Origin of the sequence: Pseudomonas sp., assembly GCF_017744435.1 — a bacterium.
Classification (GTDB): Bacteria; Pseudomonadota; Gammaproteobacteria; order Pseudomonadales; family Pseudomonadaceae; genus Aquipseudomonas.
This window is the reverse complement of sequence record NZ_JAGIBG010000035.1, coordinates 40,671-56,830: the sequence shown is the minus strand read 5'-3', so window position 1 is coordinate 56,830 and position 16,160 is coordinate 40,671. Positions and strand designations below refer to the sequence as shown.

Here is a 16,160-nt window from a genome sequence, read left to right as displayed (position 1 = left end):
GTCCTCTACAGGGCGCGGCCTTTTTTATTGTCTGTACCGGCCCTTTCGCGGGCACGCCCGCTCCCACAGGAACACCACAGGTTTCGAAAGCGGTGCAGTACCTGTGGGAGCGGGCGTGCCCGCGAAAGGGCCGGTACAGACAATAAAAAAGGCCGCGCCCTGTAGAGGACGCGGCCTTTTCATTTCAAGCAGCGCGGATCAGTTATCCAGCGCCACCCGCCCGGCAGCTTCACGCTTGCGGTGCACCAGCAAGCCAGCCGCCACCACGCCAATGCTCAGCAGCGCAGTCGCGATGATCTCGGCACGGTGATCCTCACGCAGCGCCATCACCACCAGCACGGCAACGATGAAGGCGATGGTTGCCCAGGTCAGGCCCGGGAACAGCCACATCTTGAAGGCGATCTTCTCGCCACGGGCTTCACGCTGGCTGCGCATGCGCAGCTGCGACACGGCAATCACCAGATACACCAGCAGCGCGATGGCGCCGGAGCTGGCCAGCAGGAACTCGAACACCTGGGCCGGGGCCACGTAGTTGGCGAACACGCAGAGGAACGCGGCAGCGGTCGACAGCAGAACGGCCACATGCGGGGTAGCCGCCTTGGTGGTGCGCTGGGCGATGGCCGGGGCGTCGCCACGCTTGCTCAGCGAGAACAGCATGCGCGACGAGGTGTACAGCGCCGAGTTCAGGCAGCTGGTCACAGCGACCAGTACGACGATGTCGACGATCAGCTTGGCATTTGGCACGCCGATGCGGCTGAGCACGGTCTGGTAGGAACCGACTTCGGCCAGCGCCGGGTCGTTCCACGGCACCAGGGCCACGACCAGGAAGATCGACACCAGGTAGAACAGGCAGATACGCCAGATCACCGAGTTGGTGGCACGGCTGATCTGCTTGCCCGGGTCTTTCGATTCGGCAGCCGCGATGGTGACGATTTCGGTACCCATGAACGAGAACATGGTGGTCAGCATGGCCGCCAGCACCGCGCCCAAGCCGTTAGGCATGAAGCCCTGGGTATCGAACAGGTGCGAAACACCGCTCACCTGGCTGCTTGGCGCCAAGCCGAACATGGCGATGCAGCCGACGACGATGAAGCCGATGATCGCCAGCACCTTGAGCAGGGCGAACCAGAACTCGAACTCACCGTAGTTCTTCACGCTGCACAGGTTGGTCAGGGTCAGCGCCAGGGTAATAAGAAGGGAGAAGGCCCACAGGTCCACGGACGGGAACCAGGCGTGGAGAATGGCTGCAGCAGCGTTGGCCTCCAGCGGGATGACCAGCACCCAGAACCACCAGTACAACCAGCCGATGGTGAAACCGGCCCAGCGGCCAATGGCACGGTCGGCGTAGGTAGAGAACGAACCGGTATCCGGCGAGGCGATCGCCATTTCGCCGAGCATGCGCATTACCAGTACCACCAAGGTACCCGCGGCGGCATAGGCCAGCAGTACGGCCGGGCCGGCCGCTGCGATAGCGTGGCCGGAACCCACGAACAGACCGGCGCCGATAACGCCAGCAATGGACAGCATGGTGACATGCCGTTGTTTGAGCCCCTGAGCGAGGTCATTGGAATTGTTACCGCTCATTAAAACTACCTTTGTAAGGAGTGGACCACTCCGACTGCGGGAACAGAGCGCACCTGGGGTTGGCCTAGGCGTCGCTGCAATCGGCGGTTTCCTACTGGCAATAAGCGCGCCATGTGCTGAATGCATTCGTCAGATTGATACCTCAACCTTTTAACGGCGCGGGTTGCAGGGCATTCGGCCAACCTTTGACCGAAAGGTCGCCAAATCCACCTGCCAGGTCCGGATTACTGAAATACCCACTTACAAACGCCCCAAAGGTGCTCCTCGGTAACACCTTTGCACCCGCGCAAGGCACAGAAGCGCAACCCAAAGGTACAACCTCAAGTCTCCGGATCAACAGGTCGTAGTCGCACCCGCAGCAGCAGGCCAGAGCCGCGAATGGGCCGCGAATGGTCTAAAACAGCTTCCCAGTGCCGGCCAAAACTGGCACCATCGCGCCTTTTTTCATCAAGGCTATGGAGCTGGGCGAGACCCTTTGCGGACATCTGCGCGACGTTGCACTGCAACGATGCGACAAACTGCCCCGGCAACGCCTTGAGCCCCCTGCGACCCTGTTGGCCGTCATATTGCCGCTATGCTAGCGTGGCGCTCGCCAGGAAGGCCGCCAACAGCTGGGAACGCACCCGATCACATGAGGACCGCACATGGCCCAGGCCACGCCCGCGCTGGAAATCCGCAATCTGCACAAACGCTACGGCGAGCAGGAAATTCTCAAGGGCATTTCGCTGACCGCGCGCGACGGTGACGTGATCTCCATCCTGGGGTCGTCCGGCTCCGGCAAGTCCACCCTGCTGCGCTGTATCAACCTGCTGGAAAACCCGCATCAGGGCGAAATCCTGGTTGCCGGCGAAAGCCTCAAGCTCAAGGCCGCCAAGAACGGCGACCTGATCGCCGCCGACAACCGCCAGATCAATCGCCTGCGCAGCGAGATCGGCTTCGTCTTCCAGAACTTCAACCTGTGGCCGCACATGTCGATCCTCGACAACATCATCGAGGCACCACGCCGCGTGCTCGGCCAGAGCAAGGCCGAGGCCATCGAAGCCGCCGAAGCCCTGTTGAACAAGGTCGGCATCTACGACAAGCGCCACAGCTACCCCGCCCAGCTTTCCGGTGGCCAGCAGCAACGTGCTGCCATCGCCCGCACCCTGGCCATGAAGCCCAAGGTCATCCTGTTCGACGAGCCGACCTCGGCGCTCGATCCGGAAATGGTCCAGGAAGTGCTTAACGTTATCCGCGCACTGGCCGAAGAAGGCCGTACCATGCTGCTGGTGACGCACGAGATGAACTTTGCCCGCCAGGTGTCCAGTGAAGTGGTCTTCCTGCACCAGGGCCTGGTTGAAGAGCAAGGATCGCCGCAGCAGGTCTTCGAGAACCCGACCTCGGCGCGTTGCAAGCAATTCATGTCCAGCCACCGCTAACGGAGCAATACATGCACACTTACAAGAAGTTCCTCCTGGCAGCCGCTGCCACCCTGGTGATGTCGGCAAACGCCATGGCCGCGGAAAAACTGCGCATGGGTATCGAAGCCGCCTACCCACCGTTCAACAACAAGGATGCCAGCGGCCAGGTCGTCGGCTTCGACAAGGACATCGGCGACGCCCTGTGCGCCAAGATGAAAGTCGAGTGCGAAGTGGTCACCTCCGACTGGGACGGCATCATCCCGGCCCTGAACGCCAAGAAGTTCGACTTCATCATCTCGTCGCTGTCGATCACCGACGAGCGCAAGCAGGCCGTTGACTTCACCGACCCGTACTACTCGAACAAGCAGCAGTTCATCGCGCCGAAGAACGTCGATTTCAAGACTGACGACAAGTCGCTCGAAGGCAAGACCATCGGCACCCAGCGCGCCACCCAGGCCGCGACCTGGCTCGACGACCACGGCGGCATGGACGGCAAGTTCAAGGTCAACCTGTACGACGGCCAGGAAAACGCCTACCTCGACCTCACCGCCGGCCGCGTCGACGCGATCCTGGCCGACAAATACGCCAACTACGACTGGCTGAAATCCGAAGCCGGCAAGAACTACGAGTTCAAGGGCGAGCCGGTCAACGACAGCGACAAGGTTGGCATTGCCGTACGCAAGGGCGACAACGAGCTGCGTAACAAGCTCAATGCCGCGCTGAAGGAAATTGTCGCCGACGGCACCTACAAGAAGATCAACGACAAGTACTTCCCGTTCAGCATCTATTGATTCGCCCCGACAGGCATCGCCGCTGACGCGGTGCCTGTCCCTTGAACACAGTTGCCCATGAATATCGACCTGCACGGATTCGGTCCGGCCATGATGGCCGGCACCCTGATGACCGTAAAACTGGCGCTCTGCGCCCTGCTGCTGGGGCTGGTCCTGGGCCTGCTCGGCGCCCTGGCCAAGACTTCCTCGATCAAGCCACTGCAATGGCTTGGCGGCTTCTACTCGACCCTGGTACGTGGCGTGCCCGAGCTGCTCTGGGTCCTGCTGATCTACTTCGGCACGGTAGGCCTGATGAACAGCCTCGGCGAAGCCCTGAACATGCCGGGCCTTGAGCTCAGCGCCTTCGCTGCCGGCGTCATCGCCCTGGGCCTGTGCTTCGGCGCCTACGCCACGGAAGTGTTCCGTGGTGCGATCCTGGCGATCCCCAAGGGCCACCGTGAGGCAGGCCTGGCACTGGGCCTGTCCAAAGGACGCATCCTGTCGCGGATCATTCTGCCGCAGATGTGGCGCATCGCCCTGCCGGGCCTGGGCAACCTGTTCATGATCCTGATGAAGGACACCGCGCTGGTGTCGGTGATCGGCCTGGAAGAGATCATGCGCCACGCGCAGATCGGCGTGACCGTGACCAAAGAGCCGTTCACGTTCTATATGGTCGCTGCCTGCATCTACCTGAGCCTGACCATCATCGCCATGACCGGCATGCACTTCATGGAAAAACGCGCCGCTCGCGGCTTTGCGAGGGCCGAATAAATGAATTGGGAAGTCATCATCAAATGGCTGCCGCGCCTGGCCCAGGGTGCGACCCTGACCCTGGAGCTGCTGGCCATTGCGGTGGTCGCCGGGCTCATCCTGGCCATCCCGCTGGGCATCGCCCGCTCTTCGCGCCACTGGTATGTGCGCGCCGTGCCGTTCAGCTACATCTTCTTCTTCCGTGGCACGCCGCTGCTGGTGCAGCTGTTCCTGGTCTACTACGGCCTGGCGCAGTTCGACGCGGTACGTTCCAGCTCGCTGTGGCCGTACCTGCGCGATCCGTTCTGGTGCACGGCGCTGACCATGACCCTGCACACCGCCGCCTACATCGCCGAGATCCTGCGCGGCGCGCTGCAGTCGATCCCCAAGGGCGAGATCGAAGCGGCACGGGCACTGGGCATGTCACGAGGCAAGACGCTGTTCTACATCATGCTGCCGCGCGCCTCGCGCATCGGCCTGCCGGCCTACAGCAACGAAGTGATCCTGATGCTCAAGGCCAGCGCACTGGCCAGCACCGTGACCCTGCTGGACCTGACCGGCATGGCCCGCACGATCATTGCCCGGACCTACCTGCCGGTAGAGATCTTCTTCGCTGCCGGGGTGTTCTACCTGGTGATCTCGTTCGTGCTGGTGCAAGGCTTCAAACTGCTGGAGCGCTGGTTGCGCGTGGACGCCTGCCAGGGCCGCTGAACCTTCACTGCCGTCTTCGCGGGCACGCCCGCTCCCACAGGTGTAGCGCCATTCTTAAGTTAGGCGCTATACCTGTGGGAGCGGGCGTGCCCGCGAAGAGGCCCCCAAAACCACCACCCACCTCAAGCCTTGCCCCATGTCCACCTACCTCCACAGCCACCAACTGTACGACCGCTTCCAGGCCCTCGACCAGTTCCTGACCGAGCACCAGCCGCTGTGGAAACCCCGGCCCTTCACCGCCCTGCGCCTGGACTGGGAAACCGAATACCCCGAACTCGCCGCCCACTTGCGCCAGTGCACCCTGGCCGACGCCGAAGCCGACATCAACCCGCAAGGCCTGCCCGCCCCGTTCCCACAACTGGCCGCGCAAGCCCAGCAACTGTCAGCCCTGGGCGAGCTCCCCGACACCGGCCTGCCCAGCGCCGGCCACCGCCTCGACGTCAACGTCCCGGGCCGTAAATGGCAGCAGATCGAAGCCTTCAGCCGCCGCCTGGGCTTTCGCGAGCACACCCGTCACTGGCTCGACTGGTGCTCCGGCAAAGGCCACCTCGGCCGACGCCTGCTGCAACCCGGCCAGCAGCTGACCTGCCTGGAGTACAACCCTGAACTGGTCGCCGCTGGCCAGGCCCTGAGCGATCACCATCACCTGCCCGCGACCCACGTCCACCAGGATGTGATGGCTGCCGGCAGTACCCAGCACCTGAACCACGAGAAAAGCGTGGTCGCCCTGCACGCCTGCGGCGAACTGCACGTGCACCTGCTGCGCCAGGCAAGCCAGCAAGGCTGCCGCCACCTGGCCGTGGCACCTTGCTGCTACAACCGCATCCCCGGCGAGTACTATCAGCCGTTATCCACAGCCGCACAGCACTCCCCGCTGCAGCTGAGCATGATCGACCTGGGCCTGCCGCTGAACGAAGCCGTCACCGCCAGCGCCCGCGTGCGGCATCAACGCGACTGCTCCATGGCCCGGCGCCTGGGCTTCGACCTGCTGCAGCGCGAACAGCGCCAGTGCGATGAATACCTGTCCACGCCTTCCCTGCCGATCGCCTGGCTGGATAAGCCTTTCGAGCAGTATTGCCGTGAGCTGGCCGACCTGCGCAAGGTCGAGCTGAGAGGCAACCCGGACTGGGCCGCGCTGGAGGCCGCCGGCTGGCGGCGCCTGGCCGAGGTGCGCAACCTCGAGCGCCTGCGCAACCTGTTCCGTCGCCCGCTGGAGCTGTGGTTGGTGCTCGACCGTGCCTTGTTCCTCGAAGATCAGGGCTACAACGTTCGCCTGGGCACTTTCTGCGATTACCCACTCACCCCACGCAACCTGCTGCTACTAGCCGAACGTGACCGTTAGCCGCAGCACAACCTGTGGATAACTCTGTGAACAAGCTTTTGATGACTGAATGGAGCCAGGCGCTATTTCAAGTGTTTGGCTTATTCCCACATACGCCTCAAGCCCAGTAAAAACAGGTGTTTGCGCAAAGACCGGCGGTATGGAGAGGCGGCATGCCTTTCGCGCAAGGCGACAATGCCTCTTGTGCATAAGCTCTCGTTGTGCATGCTGCGCAAGGCCAATTTCCCAGCGTAGCGCGCTGCTTTTTGTGGGAGGGGGTTCACCCGCGAAGAGGCCCACCGGTGTATCATCCGCCCCCCAAATCATTAAAAAGCTACGTCGCACGCTGCCCGCCAGCCCTGCGACCGTCTGGCGTTGCGCCAGAACCGACAATGGACTAACGGACTACACCATCGTGATCCAAGCCAAACCCCTTGCCCTGCTGGCCCTCACCCTGTCCCTTGGCGCCTGCAGCAATAGCCCCGCCCCGCACCCCGCCAGCAACCTGGACTGGAACACCCCCGGCATGCAGCTGGGCGGCGACAACGGCCTGCCCCTGCGCGTCGAAAGCCCGTGCCGCAAGCGCGGCTGCGACAACGACAAGCTGTTTTTCAACCCAGGAAAGAGCGAGCCGAACGTCAACACCATCCATCGCGGTTGGTAAGAAAATATCCTTTTGGACCGGTGACTTAGGCTATTTGCACGCTTTCGCAAGGAAGTGGTTTACAGGCGCCAACCGATCGTTATAATGACGCCCCATTGCCGGTATAGCTCAGATGGTAGAGCAACTGACTTGTAATCAGTAGGTCCCGGGTTCGATTCCTGGTGCCGGCACCATATAAATCAACGACTTAGGCTCACCTTGCGGTGGGCCTTTTTCGTTTTTGGACCATTGGCTTCTGAATTTTCCCCGTTCGTTCCCCGTTTCCTCGCCCACCCCCTCCAGGAGCTACCCTCCCGAATGAGACTGCTCAGTGCTCAGTGCTCAGTGCTCAGTGCTCAGTGCTCAGTGCTCAGTGAAAGATGGTGGGCGCAGCTCAGCAGAAATGTGGCGATGCGAGGGGGGTTGTGTATAGCCATTGTTTAAGCGATGCCCAGGGGGTTGTGTATAGCCGGGCCTGACTAACCCGAAACGATGGGCACACCAGGCGTTGCGATGAAAGCAACACCTTGACCAGGCAATTACGGGGAAATCCCGTAATTACAGCCCCATCTGCCTGATGATCCTACGCGGCTCCACTCCATCGCGCAGCGCCCTGCTGGCGTCCATGGTCATCTGGTCGAGCGCCTTGCTCTCGAACGCCTCGGCCATGGCGGCGGCCTTCCTGACAATCAGTAGCGCCAGCTCTGGCGGGAACTGGACCGGCTCCGGTTGGGGCAGGTAGTCGCAGTCGATAACGGACATGGTGCGGCCCTCGATGTGGTTGTGCTCAGAGAGTGAGCCTGGCGCTTGATTATCAGATAACTGCCCAGTATCCGGGTAGTTTGCACCAGGTTGCCGGGCCACCTGTTCCGACCTGCTGTCAAAGCTGTAAACCTTGGCGCGGGCTGTGCGTATATGTAGGTACCACTGCTGGCGTTAGCTCGCCAAAGCGGGGCGAGACTACCAATATCAGTCGAGATTGCCGGAATTGGGAGTTTCGCCAAGGCTGGCCAGCCCGCTCTGCCGGGCTATCGAACACTCGCCGCCACCAGCTCTGCAATTCCCTGTCGCACGGCATCGATGTTGTCATCCATGGTCGCCAACGCGCCGTTGACGTTACCCACCACCGCATCCGATCCCCGCTCGCCAACCCACTTGGCCAGCTCCTCTACAGAGGCTCGCAGTGCGTCCTGGTTATGACTGAGGCGCTCAAGCACCTCAGCAACAGTGCGTAATTCTTTCATCCATGGCTCTCCACTGGGTTGTCGAGGAACCATAGTTGATCGGCAACGGCTGGCAAATGCACTGGGCATCTCCGTCTCGGAGACACCTTTGCCGCCAGGGTGTGGTGATATCCGCCATACCTTAGCCGTGGTGGTGGCCATGGCCCGCTGCGCAGTGGTGGATCACTTTGGCTCCCCCCTTTTGCAGGCCCGGAGTGTCAGGTTTCGTCAGGTCCTGGACTGCCTGGCTTCTCTTGACGAACATGCACGGAAATTCTTGACGGCCCCCGCTCCCACAGGTCTTCCGGATATAGCACCAGCCCTTGTACAGCAAGGCTTACAGCTAATCATGCTCAAGCGCCAGCGTTTCAATCCGTCAAGACTGGTCAAGAATTTCCGTCAGGGGCGGGTCAGAGTTACGGCGATTCTGGACAGCCATTCGACCAAGACCCAGCGGCACCGGTGCGCACCACCTATCTGACGTGCTCCCCAGCCCGCCCGTCCACTTGCTGACGCCCTGAAATCGTCCAGAGCCTGTCCAGAATTGGGGCTTCGGCATTAGACGGGAATGTCCGCGCCAACCCATCACGCATAGGCCCAGGCCAAGCCCGGCCAGTGATCCAGCGAATGGGGCCGCCGACCACCATCTAGCACGGTCTTGTGCTGGTCTAGCTTCACCAGACTATTCTGGACGAGCATGCGGCCGGAGCAGACCACCACCACGCCGGCAGCCCAGCCATCACAGGCCATAGCGCCAGCACCATTGCGCAACACCAGCGGCGATCCGTCCAAAGCTGTCCAAAGCTGTCCAAAATCCGTCTTAGGCCTGTCAGGGGTATGAGACGGCCACGGGCTCGACTTTGACGGCCTCCCGCACCGGACATACCTCAGACGCCCGGCCACATGCGCCACCGCCATCTGCCTGGCCCGTGATCCGTCAAAGTGTGGTCAAAGTAGCGTCCAGCACCACCAGCAATGTGAGACGGCGCCGACCACCAGCTTTTTACCGACAATGCTTGGCACCTGGCCTCGGATGCCCAGACCATACGGGTTCCGTCTCATGCCTGTCTCACATTCGGTAAAGGCCCGGTAAAAGTTGCTGGCCAGCCTGCCGTGCTGATTGCTACATAGTGGAACCTGAGAAAACCTGAGATCGGATCGGCTGGCGCTGGGGCCACCGGGAGCCTGCAATACCGTGGAAACCAGAGTGGCAACTCCCGCCTGGAAACCATAACTTTTGATAACAGACAGGCCCGCAGGTTCGCGCCTGAAGATTGCGCTTCAGCTCTGCGACACCGTGGTGCGAAATGGTGAATACTCAGCGGGCAGTTGACCTGTGAGCCTAGCCTTCAGACCAAGGAGATGTGTGATGCAACGTGATATGGACTTACTGCGCTTGCTTTTGCTCCGCCTAGAAGGAGCGAGCACCAAAGCTGACTCAATTTTGATATTTCGCAACGGTGAACTGGCCATCGAAGGATATACCGACGATGAAGTTCGGTACCATCTCAAACTAGCTGTACAAGCTGGGCTGGTCGATCAGGGTGGCAAAGGGCTATTGAACGGATTTCAGTTCCGGCAGCTCACTTGGTCTGGCCATGACTTTGTGGACGCCGTTCGAGATGACGAGATATGGCGCAAAACACGCCAAGGTGCCAAAGCTGCGGGTGGGTTCAGCGTTGACTTACTGAAGGATTTAGCCAAAGGCTTTATCCGGAAGAAAATTGCCGAGCACAGTGGGGTAGAAATCTGACGCCAGCCGGCTATGACTGGCGCCCAGGTTCGCGCCATGGGGGTTGCGAACCCGGCGCGCGAACCACCGGTGCGAACTGGCCCGGCTTGCAAGCCGAATCGCCTGCCATTACTCGTTGCCTGGCCAACCTCCTTACGGTTCGCAGCATGACGAGCGCCAACTCCCCTCTCAAGGGTTCCCTGGACAGAACGCACTCAAGGCGGTGGCATCCGATGGGTAACGTTATAGCCAGCCGAGCTAGCACTGTCGCCTCAACCCCTTAGATGCCCATATCTCCAGGCTTCCTAGGCTAACGTCCAGTTCCCTTTTGAACGCGGCGAATGATATAAATGCACAATTTTTCCCCAAGGAGGGGCCATGAAGATAACAATTGAAGGCTACAAATCCATAGCCAAACCGCGCTCTATTGAAATTGGCGGATTAACAATACTTGCCGGTGCTAATAGCTCAGGCAAATCTAGTTTTATGCAGCCTCTTCTATTAATGAAGCAGTCGATTGAGAATGAATTTGACTCGGGCTCGCTTCTTCTAGATGGTGCAAATGTCAGACTAACTGACTCCAGCGAAATCATATCAAAAGTTCCTGAATCGAATCTGAACTCATTTAGCGTCACGCTTGAATCAGCTGAAAAGAGCATTACCGCGTCTTACAAATTCAATGCAAAACGCGGAATAACCGTTGAAAAAATGAGCATGAGCGGAGGTGATTTCAACCAAGGATCTGAAATACGCCTAGGTATGAAAAACACTGAGATCGAATCCATTCTGACAAACGAAAAGTTTGAACCATTCAAGAGTGTATTTGAAAGCTTTGAAGGACTGAGTTGGCGAGTGGTTAGGGATCGTTGCTTTTTGGGGCTGAAACTCCACTCTTCCAAAAGATTACCATTCTCCGCAGGCATACTGCCAGCAGAGGGTTTGAAGAGACTAACCTCAGAGTTGATTCACGTTCCCGGACTACGAGGAAATCCGGAAAGATCGTACAAAGTAGCCTCATCTGAATCAAAATTCCCCGGCTCTTTTGAAAGATACATAGCTAGTATTATCAGTCGCTGGAAAAATACACGAACCAACCAGCAGAAATTTAAAACCTTGATTGCCCAATTGAAAGATCTGGGCCTGGCTACATCCATTGACATTTCTCCGATAAATGATACGCGCCTCGAGATTCTAATCTCCCGACATAGAGGGTGTGCGGCGGCCAAATCGGATTATGTGAATATTGCCGATGTAGGGTTTGGCGTCTCACAAACCCTGCCCGTGCTCGTTGCACTGCTTTCAGCTAAGAAGGGGCAAGTTGTATATGTGGAGCAACCGGAACTTCACTTACACCCTCGAGCTCAGTATGAACTATCCAAAATAATCGCAAGCGCTGTGATTGAAGGCGGCGTACACGTAGTCATCGAAACTCATAGCTCCATACTAATTCGCGGAATTCAAATATTGGTTGCAAAAGGCTTGCTCAAAGGCGAACAAGTTAATTTAAATTGGTTCACTCAAGACCCAACAACGGGTCAGACTCAGATAAATAAATCAAAGTTGGATAACTTTGGCGCGTTTGGCGACTGGCCCGAAGACTTCGACAGCGTAGCCCTAGACGTAGAGCAAGAATATCTTGATGCCGTTGAAGAGGCCGCTGAAGAGGCCGCTGAAAATGAAAATTAAGTGCCAGAGTTTTGTAGTCGATGCTGACGTGGCAAGGGCAGCAGGGGCATCAGAGAACCCAGTATCAAAAGGGGCTCGAGAGGTACTAAAAGCCATATTAGAGTCGGAGGCGAGAGCTGTATTCTGCCCAACTTTAAGAGAGGAATGGAACAAGCATAAATCTCTATATTCGACTAGATGGCACTCGTCAATGACCGCGAAGAAAAAAATAGACCGAGTTAAGATAGCATCTAGTGTTTCGGAAATAATTGACGCAGCACAAATTAGCGACGCACAGAAGCTGATTGCAAAGAAAGACGCACACGTTGTGGATGCTGCCATTCTGGTTAAAAGCATTATAGCGTCTAATGACAATGCTGCTCGTGCGGTATTTAAAATACTAGGACAACACTCCGGAACTATCGGCGAGATAATTTGGGTTTCCCCTACGTCTGAGCGCGAACGTATTGTGGCCTTAGTTGGAAACGCGGACTATATACCTACAGAATGGATCTTGAAAACATAATTACGCAATCCATTACTAAAGCACAGTGAAAGCACTCCTTTATTTTAAAAATTGGAGCAATAGACAACACAGTTCAAAGGTTCCCCTTTGCCTGTCTCGCGCCACAAAACGGTGAGGTCGCATTTCGTGGCGCGGCAACATTCACAGGCAGTTCTTTGTCGATTCCAGCGCCGTCGCCTTGCCAGCCCCAAAGTCCAGATAGGAGCGCTGATAGAACTTCACATCGCTCCCGTTGGCTGTTTTGCTGACCTGCAGAATTTCATTGGTGTTCATGTCGTTTCCACTCAGCAACCTGTAGCCATTCTCAGTCTCGCTCAAGGTCGCATCCGGCCTCGATTCCTGCCATTGAGGGAAAACACACAAGGCATATTGCTTGGGAGACTTGTGGGTCTGAGCAGCATAGGTGGGGCCCCTCTGGATCAGTTCGCCGGGCGAATAACACCCGGCAATCGAAAGGGTAACGGCTGCGATTACAGCGAGGCTGCTAAAGCGCATGGGACAGTCATCCATTACGAAGAAAACTGGAACCTACCATGCGCTTGAGCAAAGCCCAATCAGTGACGCTTCTCGCCTAGCACCTCCCCGCTTGCTGCAACAGCGAACGCTTGCCGCCAGTGCCCCACCAAATCCGCCTGTGGTTCTGGAGATATGCCGATCATATACGCCACAGCAGGATGATGGCCGCCAACTGTTCCAAGCAGGTCATCTACGCACACACCGAAATCATCGCAAAACTCGGTGAAGGCCCGATGTGCTGCGGCAATCTGGTCGAGGCAATCGGTGATCCCCCCAGCGTTATCCCGTGTATCTGTACTGGCTAAGTTCAGCGCTAACCCGCGCATGTCGCACTCGAACAGCTGGGCTACACGACACAGCATTCTCGTCGTATTGAGAAACTCCAGGCTTGCGACTTCCACATGCTCAGTGGGGCAGCTGTCTATCAACTGACGGACCTGGGCGTAATCTTTTTGAGCAATAGCCTTGATCGTGAGACAGATCCTTTCACGCACGTTCATGCCTTGTCCTCCGCCACAATCGAGGCCGAAATGATCGCTCCGCCCCACCGGCGCTCGCCAATGCAGATCGGTACGGGGTTGCCACTCGCCACAGTATTCTTAGCGCCGCCGAACGCATAACTAGGAAGGTTCTCTGGTGCGCCGCTCTGAGAAAGGCCACCAGCCTGCGGGCTAAGCATCTGGATTACGCCTCCAGCCGTATTTGCAATGCCGGCCCCCATGACTGCCGTTGCGGCTGTCCCCGCGGTCATAAACGAAGCCACGACAATCAACGCTACACCTATCACTGTCTGTAGAAGACCTGCCCGTTTGCTGCCATGGATCACGGGTACGAACCACAGCTCCCGAGCACCGCCCAGGTCTAGTTCGTCCTGTCCGATGTTTTTGCCGTTCTTGAAAATCGCGAACCGTAGTCCTCGGCTTTCCGCGTCGGCCACGTCTTTGGCGAAGCCTGGATAGTTCACGTCAATCGCTTTCACGGCCTCCTTCGTGTCGCCTCGATCCAGCAGAAAACTCTGTGTTTTGAAGTATTTCTTCCGAAGGAAGCCGAGTAGGCGCACTTTCGTCCGAGGGGTGTAATGAGCTGCTGTAGCTGCCATAAGTAAACTCCTTGATGCGCCGCTGGCGCTTGTTGTGGGCACATGCCCGGTGGTGTGATCGATCGAGCTGGTCACCCGATCAAGTTGCAAAGAATTGCCTCTGACTCGGCCATGTCATCGCGCTGGCTGGCGACCAGGTAGCGGAACACAGCCAGACCCTCTGCCTTGTCTCGGGGCCGGATCTGCGCCAGCAGCCCGAACACGAACCAATCCCGCGCCGTCGCCTCTGGTGGCCCGTCGCTGGCGTCCCGGTCCACGGCGTTGCGCAGCCGGTAGAGCTGGTCCCAGTAGCCCAGCTCGTACAGGCAATCCGCCAAGGTGTGGGGTAGCAGCTCAGGGTGGGCGTTGAACCGGGCGGCTACCTGGCCCTTGTCGAAGTCACCGAGATGGCCGGTAGCCTCCAGCCCGCGTAACGCTGCGATACAGAACGATTCCGCCTCGGTGTCGGCCAGCAGGGCATCACCGAAGCGGGCGGCGCCTTCCAGGCGTAGCCGGTGCTGCTCGATGGCCCGCGTGGCCAGCGCATCCAGGTCAGCGAAGCCGAACGACGACATGGCGGCGAATGGGTGGCCAGGGTTGGTGGCCACCAGGTAATCCCGGTACCGCTTCTCCAGCGCATCGAGCGGCGTCCTGATCTTCTTGGCGCCCTCCATGGCCCGTTCAATCAGGGCGCTCTGCCCGGTGCTGATGATCGAGCGCAGCCAGAGCACCGCATCCACTTCCTTGTCGCCGGTAACCACCTCCTGCGGCGGCAGCTCGGGCACGCTCGACAGCGTCTCGGTGCTGGCGCTGATCGGCGGCAGGGTGAACAAGGCGCGGTGCTGCTCGTTGTCGCGGAACGCCCCGGAGCGTGAAACCAGGGTCTTCACCGTTCCCAGCGGCAGGCCGGTAATCTCGGCCACCTCACGCAGCGAGTGACGGCGGCGCAGGTCCAGCACCAGGCGCCGTTGCTCGTCTGAAACCCGGTGTCTCATTTTTTCGGCTGAATCAGCCTGTTTCAGCATGGCCATGGCTTACACCGCCCTCAGCTTGGGTGGCAGCTTCGGCCCGAATGGCGCCCCGGGTGCGAAGGGGTCAGGCAACACGCCGTCCGGGCATTCCCTGATGAAGTCCGCCATGGCCGCGTGGCAGGCGTTGAACAGCGGCGCGTCATTCCAGTCTTGCCCACGGCGCTCTGCGCTGTCCTCCAGCGCATGGGTGAACACCAGGTCGCTCAGGCTGGTGACGCCCTCCCGCCTGGCTTGTTCGCGCTCCACGGTGTTCACGCTCAGCAGGTCGCACAGGCGCTCGAACCCCAGGGCCTGGGCCAGGCCGTCATGGTCGAACAGCAGCGATTGGCCGAACCCAGCCAGCGCCACCAGCGCCTTGGCGCGCTCAACCGATCGGTGCGTCTGCGCCTGCTCCTCCAGATCGGAAATGGCCTGTCGGGTGAACGGCAAGAACGCTTTCAGCTTGTCCGCCTGACGGCGCATGGCACGTCGCTCGGCGTGGATCGAATCGAGGTTGCGGCTGATGTTGCGGCAGATGCGCCGGGTGGTGATGAGCTGCGTGCTGGCGCTGATCCCTGGCTTCAAGGCGATATCGCACAGGCGCATGGTCGGTGTGGGCGTCATGGGTGTGCCTCCATGGGCGTGGTGTCGTAGGCGGTGCGCAGCTCGGCGCCGACCAGGCAGTGGCGACCACCAGGCGCATAGCAGCCCCGGCAGGTCATGACATGGCTGATGTACCGGTCGCGGGCCTGACGCCATTCAGGCGTGGCATTGGCAGCGTTGGCGTAGGGGCTGGACGGCAATAGCGCAGGCTCGACCAGCACCAGGCGCGGACGATCCGGGGCGCGTTTCGCTATGGGCGGTTTGCCAGCGCCAGCAACGTTCGGCGGCATGTGATTGAGCAGGTCGGCAAGGAGGCTCATGGCGTCACCTCGTCCTGATTCCCATAACGCCCAAATGTGTCTGTGAAAAAAAATCGGGGGAACGGGGGAACGCGGGGAACACCCAGTGTTTCCGCAGCCTCCAGCGGGGGTACGTGTTCCCCACCCGAAAAACGGGGGAACAGTGATAACCAAACATCTGGAAAGGCACAGGCGCTTATATTCAAAAACATGGTTGTGTTCCCCCTGTTCCCCAACACTTCAATAAGGGGGAACGGCTACAGGCCGCGTATTTGCTGGCTGTTCCCCCGTTCCCCCTGTTCCCCACGTTTTTAGGTTCCTGTGGATTC

19 protein-coding genes and 1 tRNA gene are annotated in these 16,160 nt (G+C 59.2%); 10 read left to right on the top strand and 10 right to left on the bottom strand.

Translation table 11 applies throughout. The features are described 5' to 3' along the window. Positions 1 to 198: 198 nt before the first annotated feature. Entirely contained in the window at positions 199 to 1,584 is a 1,386-nt protein-coding gene (gene gabP, locus J7573_RS21075) for a GABA permease (RefSeq protein ID WP_294340021.1), read from the bottom strand. A 644-nt stretch (positions 1,585 to 2,228) separates the two neighbouring features. Between gabP and J7573_RS21070 the strand changes: the two genes are divergently transcribed. From J7573_RS21070 to J7573_RS21040, 7 genes are all read left to right on the top strand, one after another. Then, positions 2,229 to 3,002 carry an ABC transporter ATP-binding protein gene (locus J7573_RS21070; protein ID WP_085677911.1) on the top strand — a complete coding sequence of 258 codons (774 nt, stop codon included), beginning with the start codon at positions 2,229 to 2,231 and terminating at the stop codon, positions 3,000 to 3,002. 11 nt (positions 3,003 to 3,013) lie between these two features. Further along, positions 3,014 to 3,775 (top strand): ABC transporter substrate-binding protein, encoded by a 762-nt coding sequence (locus tag J7573_RS21065; protein ID WP_060512252.1) that lies wholly within the window; start codon positions 3,014 to 3,016, stop codon positions 3,773 to 3,775. A 57-nt stretch (positions 3,776 to 3,832) separates the two neighbouring features. Next, the gene (locus J7573_RS21060; protein WP_085677909.1) at positions 3,833 to 4,525 is read left to right on the top strand and encodes an ABC transporter permease; all 693 of its coding nucleotides are present in this window, start codon (positions 3,833 to 3,835) and stop codon (positions 4,523 to 4,525) included. After that, positions 4,526 to 5,215, top strand: coding sequence for an ABC transporter permease (locus tag J7573_RS21055; protein WP_294340013.1), 690 nt, complete (start codon positions 4,526 to 4,528; stop codon positions 5,213 to 5,215). It begins immediately after the preceding gene. 136 nt (positions 5,216 to 5,351) lie between these two features. Next, a complete protein-coding gene (locus J7573_RS21050) occupies positions 5,352 to 6,557 on the top strand; it encodes a methyltransferase (protein WP_294340011.1) in 1,206 nt (401 codons plus the stop codon). A 394-nt stretch (positions 6,558 to 6,951) separates the two neighbouring features. Further along, positions 6,952 to 7,200 (top strand): hypothetical protein, encoded by a 249-nt coding sequence (locus tag J7573_RS21045; protein WP_294340009.1) that lies wholly within the window; start codon positions 6,952 to 6,954, stop codon positions 7,198 to 7,200. A 97-nt stretch (positions 7,201 to 7,297) separates the two neighbouring features. Beyond that, a tRNA-Thr gene (locus tag J7573_RS21040) sits at positions 7,298 to 7,373 on the top strand. Positions 7,374 to 7,737: 364 nt separating this feature from the next. Here J7573_RS21040 and J7573_RS21035 read toward each other — a convergent pair. The 3 genes from J7573_RS21035 to J7573_RS21025 all read right to left on the bottom strand — a co-directional run bounded on the left by J7573_RS21035 (position 7,738) and on the right by J7573_RS21025 (position 9,176). After that, complete coding sequence (locus tag J7573_RS21035; protein ID WP_104148469.1) at positions 7,738 to 7,941, bottom strand: hypothetical protein; 204 nt, start codon at positions 7,939 to 7,941, stop codon at positions 7,738 to 7,740. A gap of 266 nt (positions 7,942 to 8,207) precedes the next feature. After that, positions 8,208 to 8,423, bottom strand: coding sequence for a hypothetical protein (locus J7573_RS21030; RefSeq protein WP_095115901.1), 216 nt, complete (start codon positions 8,421 to 8,423; stop codon positions 8,208 to 8,210). 564 nt (positions 8,424 to 8,987) lie between these two features. Beyond that, a complete protein-coding gene (locus J7573_RS21025; RefSeq protein WP_143499769.1) occupies positions 8,988 to 9,176 on the bottom strand; it encodes a hypothetical protein in 189 nt (62 codons plus the stop codon). Positions 9,177 to 9,771: 595 nt separating this feature from the next. On the opposite strand from J7573_RS21025, the gene J7573_RS21020 reads away from it, so the two are divergent. The 3 genes from J7573_RS21020 (at position 9,772) to J7573_RS21010 (ending at position 12,325) form a co-directional block, all read left to right on the top strand. Then, positions 9,772 to 10,155: a DUF2513 domain-containing protein gene (locus J7573_RS21020; protein ID WP_294339979.1), complete on the top strand. Its 384-nt coding sequence runs from the start codon at positions 9,772 to 9,774 to the stop codon at positions 10,153 to 10,155. 357 nt (positions 10,156 to 10,512) lie between these two features. Continuing rightward, positions 10,513 to 11,820, top strand: a complete 1,308-nt coding sequence (locus tag J7573_RS21015) for an AAA family ATPase (RefSeq protein ID WP_095115905.1) — start codon at positions 10,513 to 10,515, stop codon at positions 11,818 to 11,820. Next, positions 11,774 to 12,325 (top strand): hypothetical protein, encoded by a 552-nt coding sequence (locus J7573_RS21010; RefSeq protein ID WP_294339974.1) that lies wholly within the window; start codon positions 11,774 to 11,776, stop codon positions 12,323 to 12,325. The genes J7573_RS21015 and J7573_RS21010 overlap by 47 nt, the downstream gene beginning before the upstream one ends. Positions 12,326 to 12,466: 141 nt before the next feature. Here J7573_RS21010 and J7573_RS21005 read toward each other — a convergent pair whose 3' ends face one another. From J7573_RS21005 to J7573_RS20980, 6 genes are all read right to left on the bottom strand, one after another. Beyond that, positions 12,467 to 12,820, bottom strand: coding sequence for a hypothetical protein (locus J7573_RS21005; RefSeq protein ID WP_104148289.1), 354 nt, complete (start codon positions 12,818 to 12,820; stop codon positions 12,467 to 12,469). Between the two features lie 59 nt (positions 12,821 to 12,879). Continuing rightward, positions 12,880 to 13,341: a hypothetical protein gene (locus J7573_RS21000; RefSeq protein ID WP_294339963.1), complete on the bottom strand. Its 462-nt coding sequence runs from the start codon at positions 13,339 to 13,341 to the stop codon at positions 12,880 to 12,882. Next, on the bottom strand, positions 13,338 to 13,940 hold the full coding sequence (locus J7573_RS20995; protein ID WP_294339960.1) for a tail assembly protein: 603 nt from the start codon (positions 13,938 to 13,940) through the stop codon (positions 13,338 to 13,340). The genes J7573_RS21000 and J7573_RS20995 overlap by 4 nt, the downstream gene beginning before the upstream one ends. 71 nt (positions 13,941 to 14,011) lie before the next feature. Next, complete coding sequence (locus J7573_RS20990) at positions 14,012 to 14,950, bottom strand: hypothetical protein (protein ID WP_294339957.1); 939 nt, start codon at positions 14,948 to 14,950, stop codon at positions 14,012 to 14,014. A gap of 3 nt (positions 14,951 to 14,953) precedes the next feature. Continuing rightward, positions 14,954 to 15,553, bottom strand: a complete 600-nt coding sequence (locus J7573_RS20985; RefSeq protein ID WP_294339956.1) for a hypothetical protein — start codon at positions 15,551 to 15,553, stop codon at positions 14,954 to 14,956. Beyond that, positions 15,550 to 15,852: a hypothetical protein gene (locus J7573_RS20980; protein ID WP_095115914.1), complete on the bottom strand. Its 303-nt coding sequence runs from the start codon at positions 15,850 to 15,852 to the stop codon at positions 15,550 to 15,552. The genes J7573_RS20985 and J7573_RS20980 overlap by 4 nt, the downstream gene beginning before the upstream one ends. Between the last annotated feature and the right edge of the window lie 308 nt (positions 15,853 to 16,160).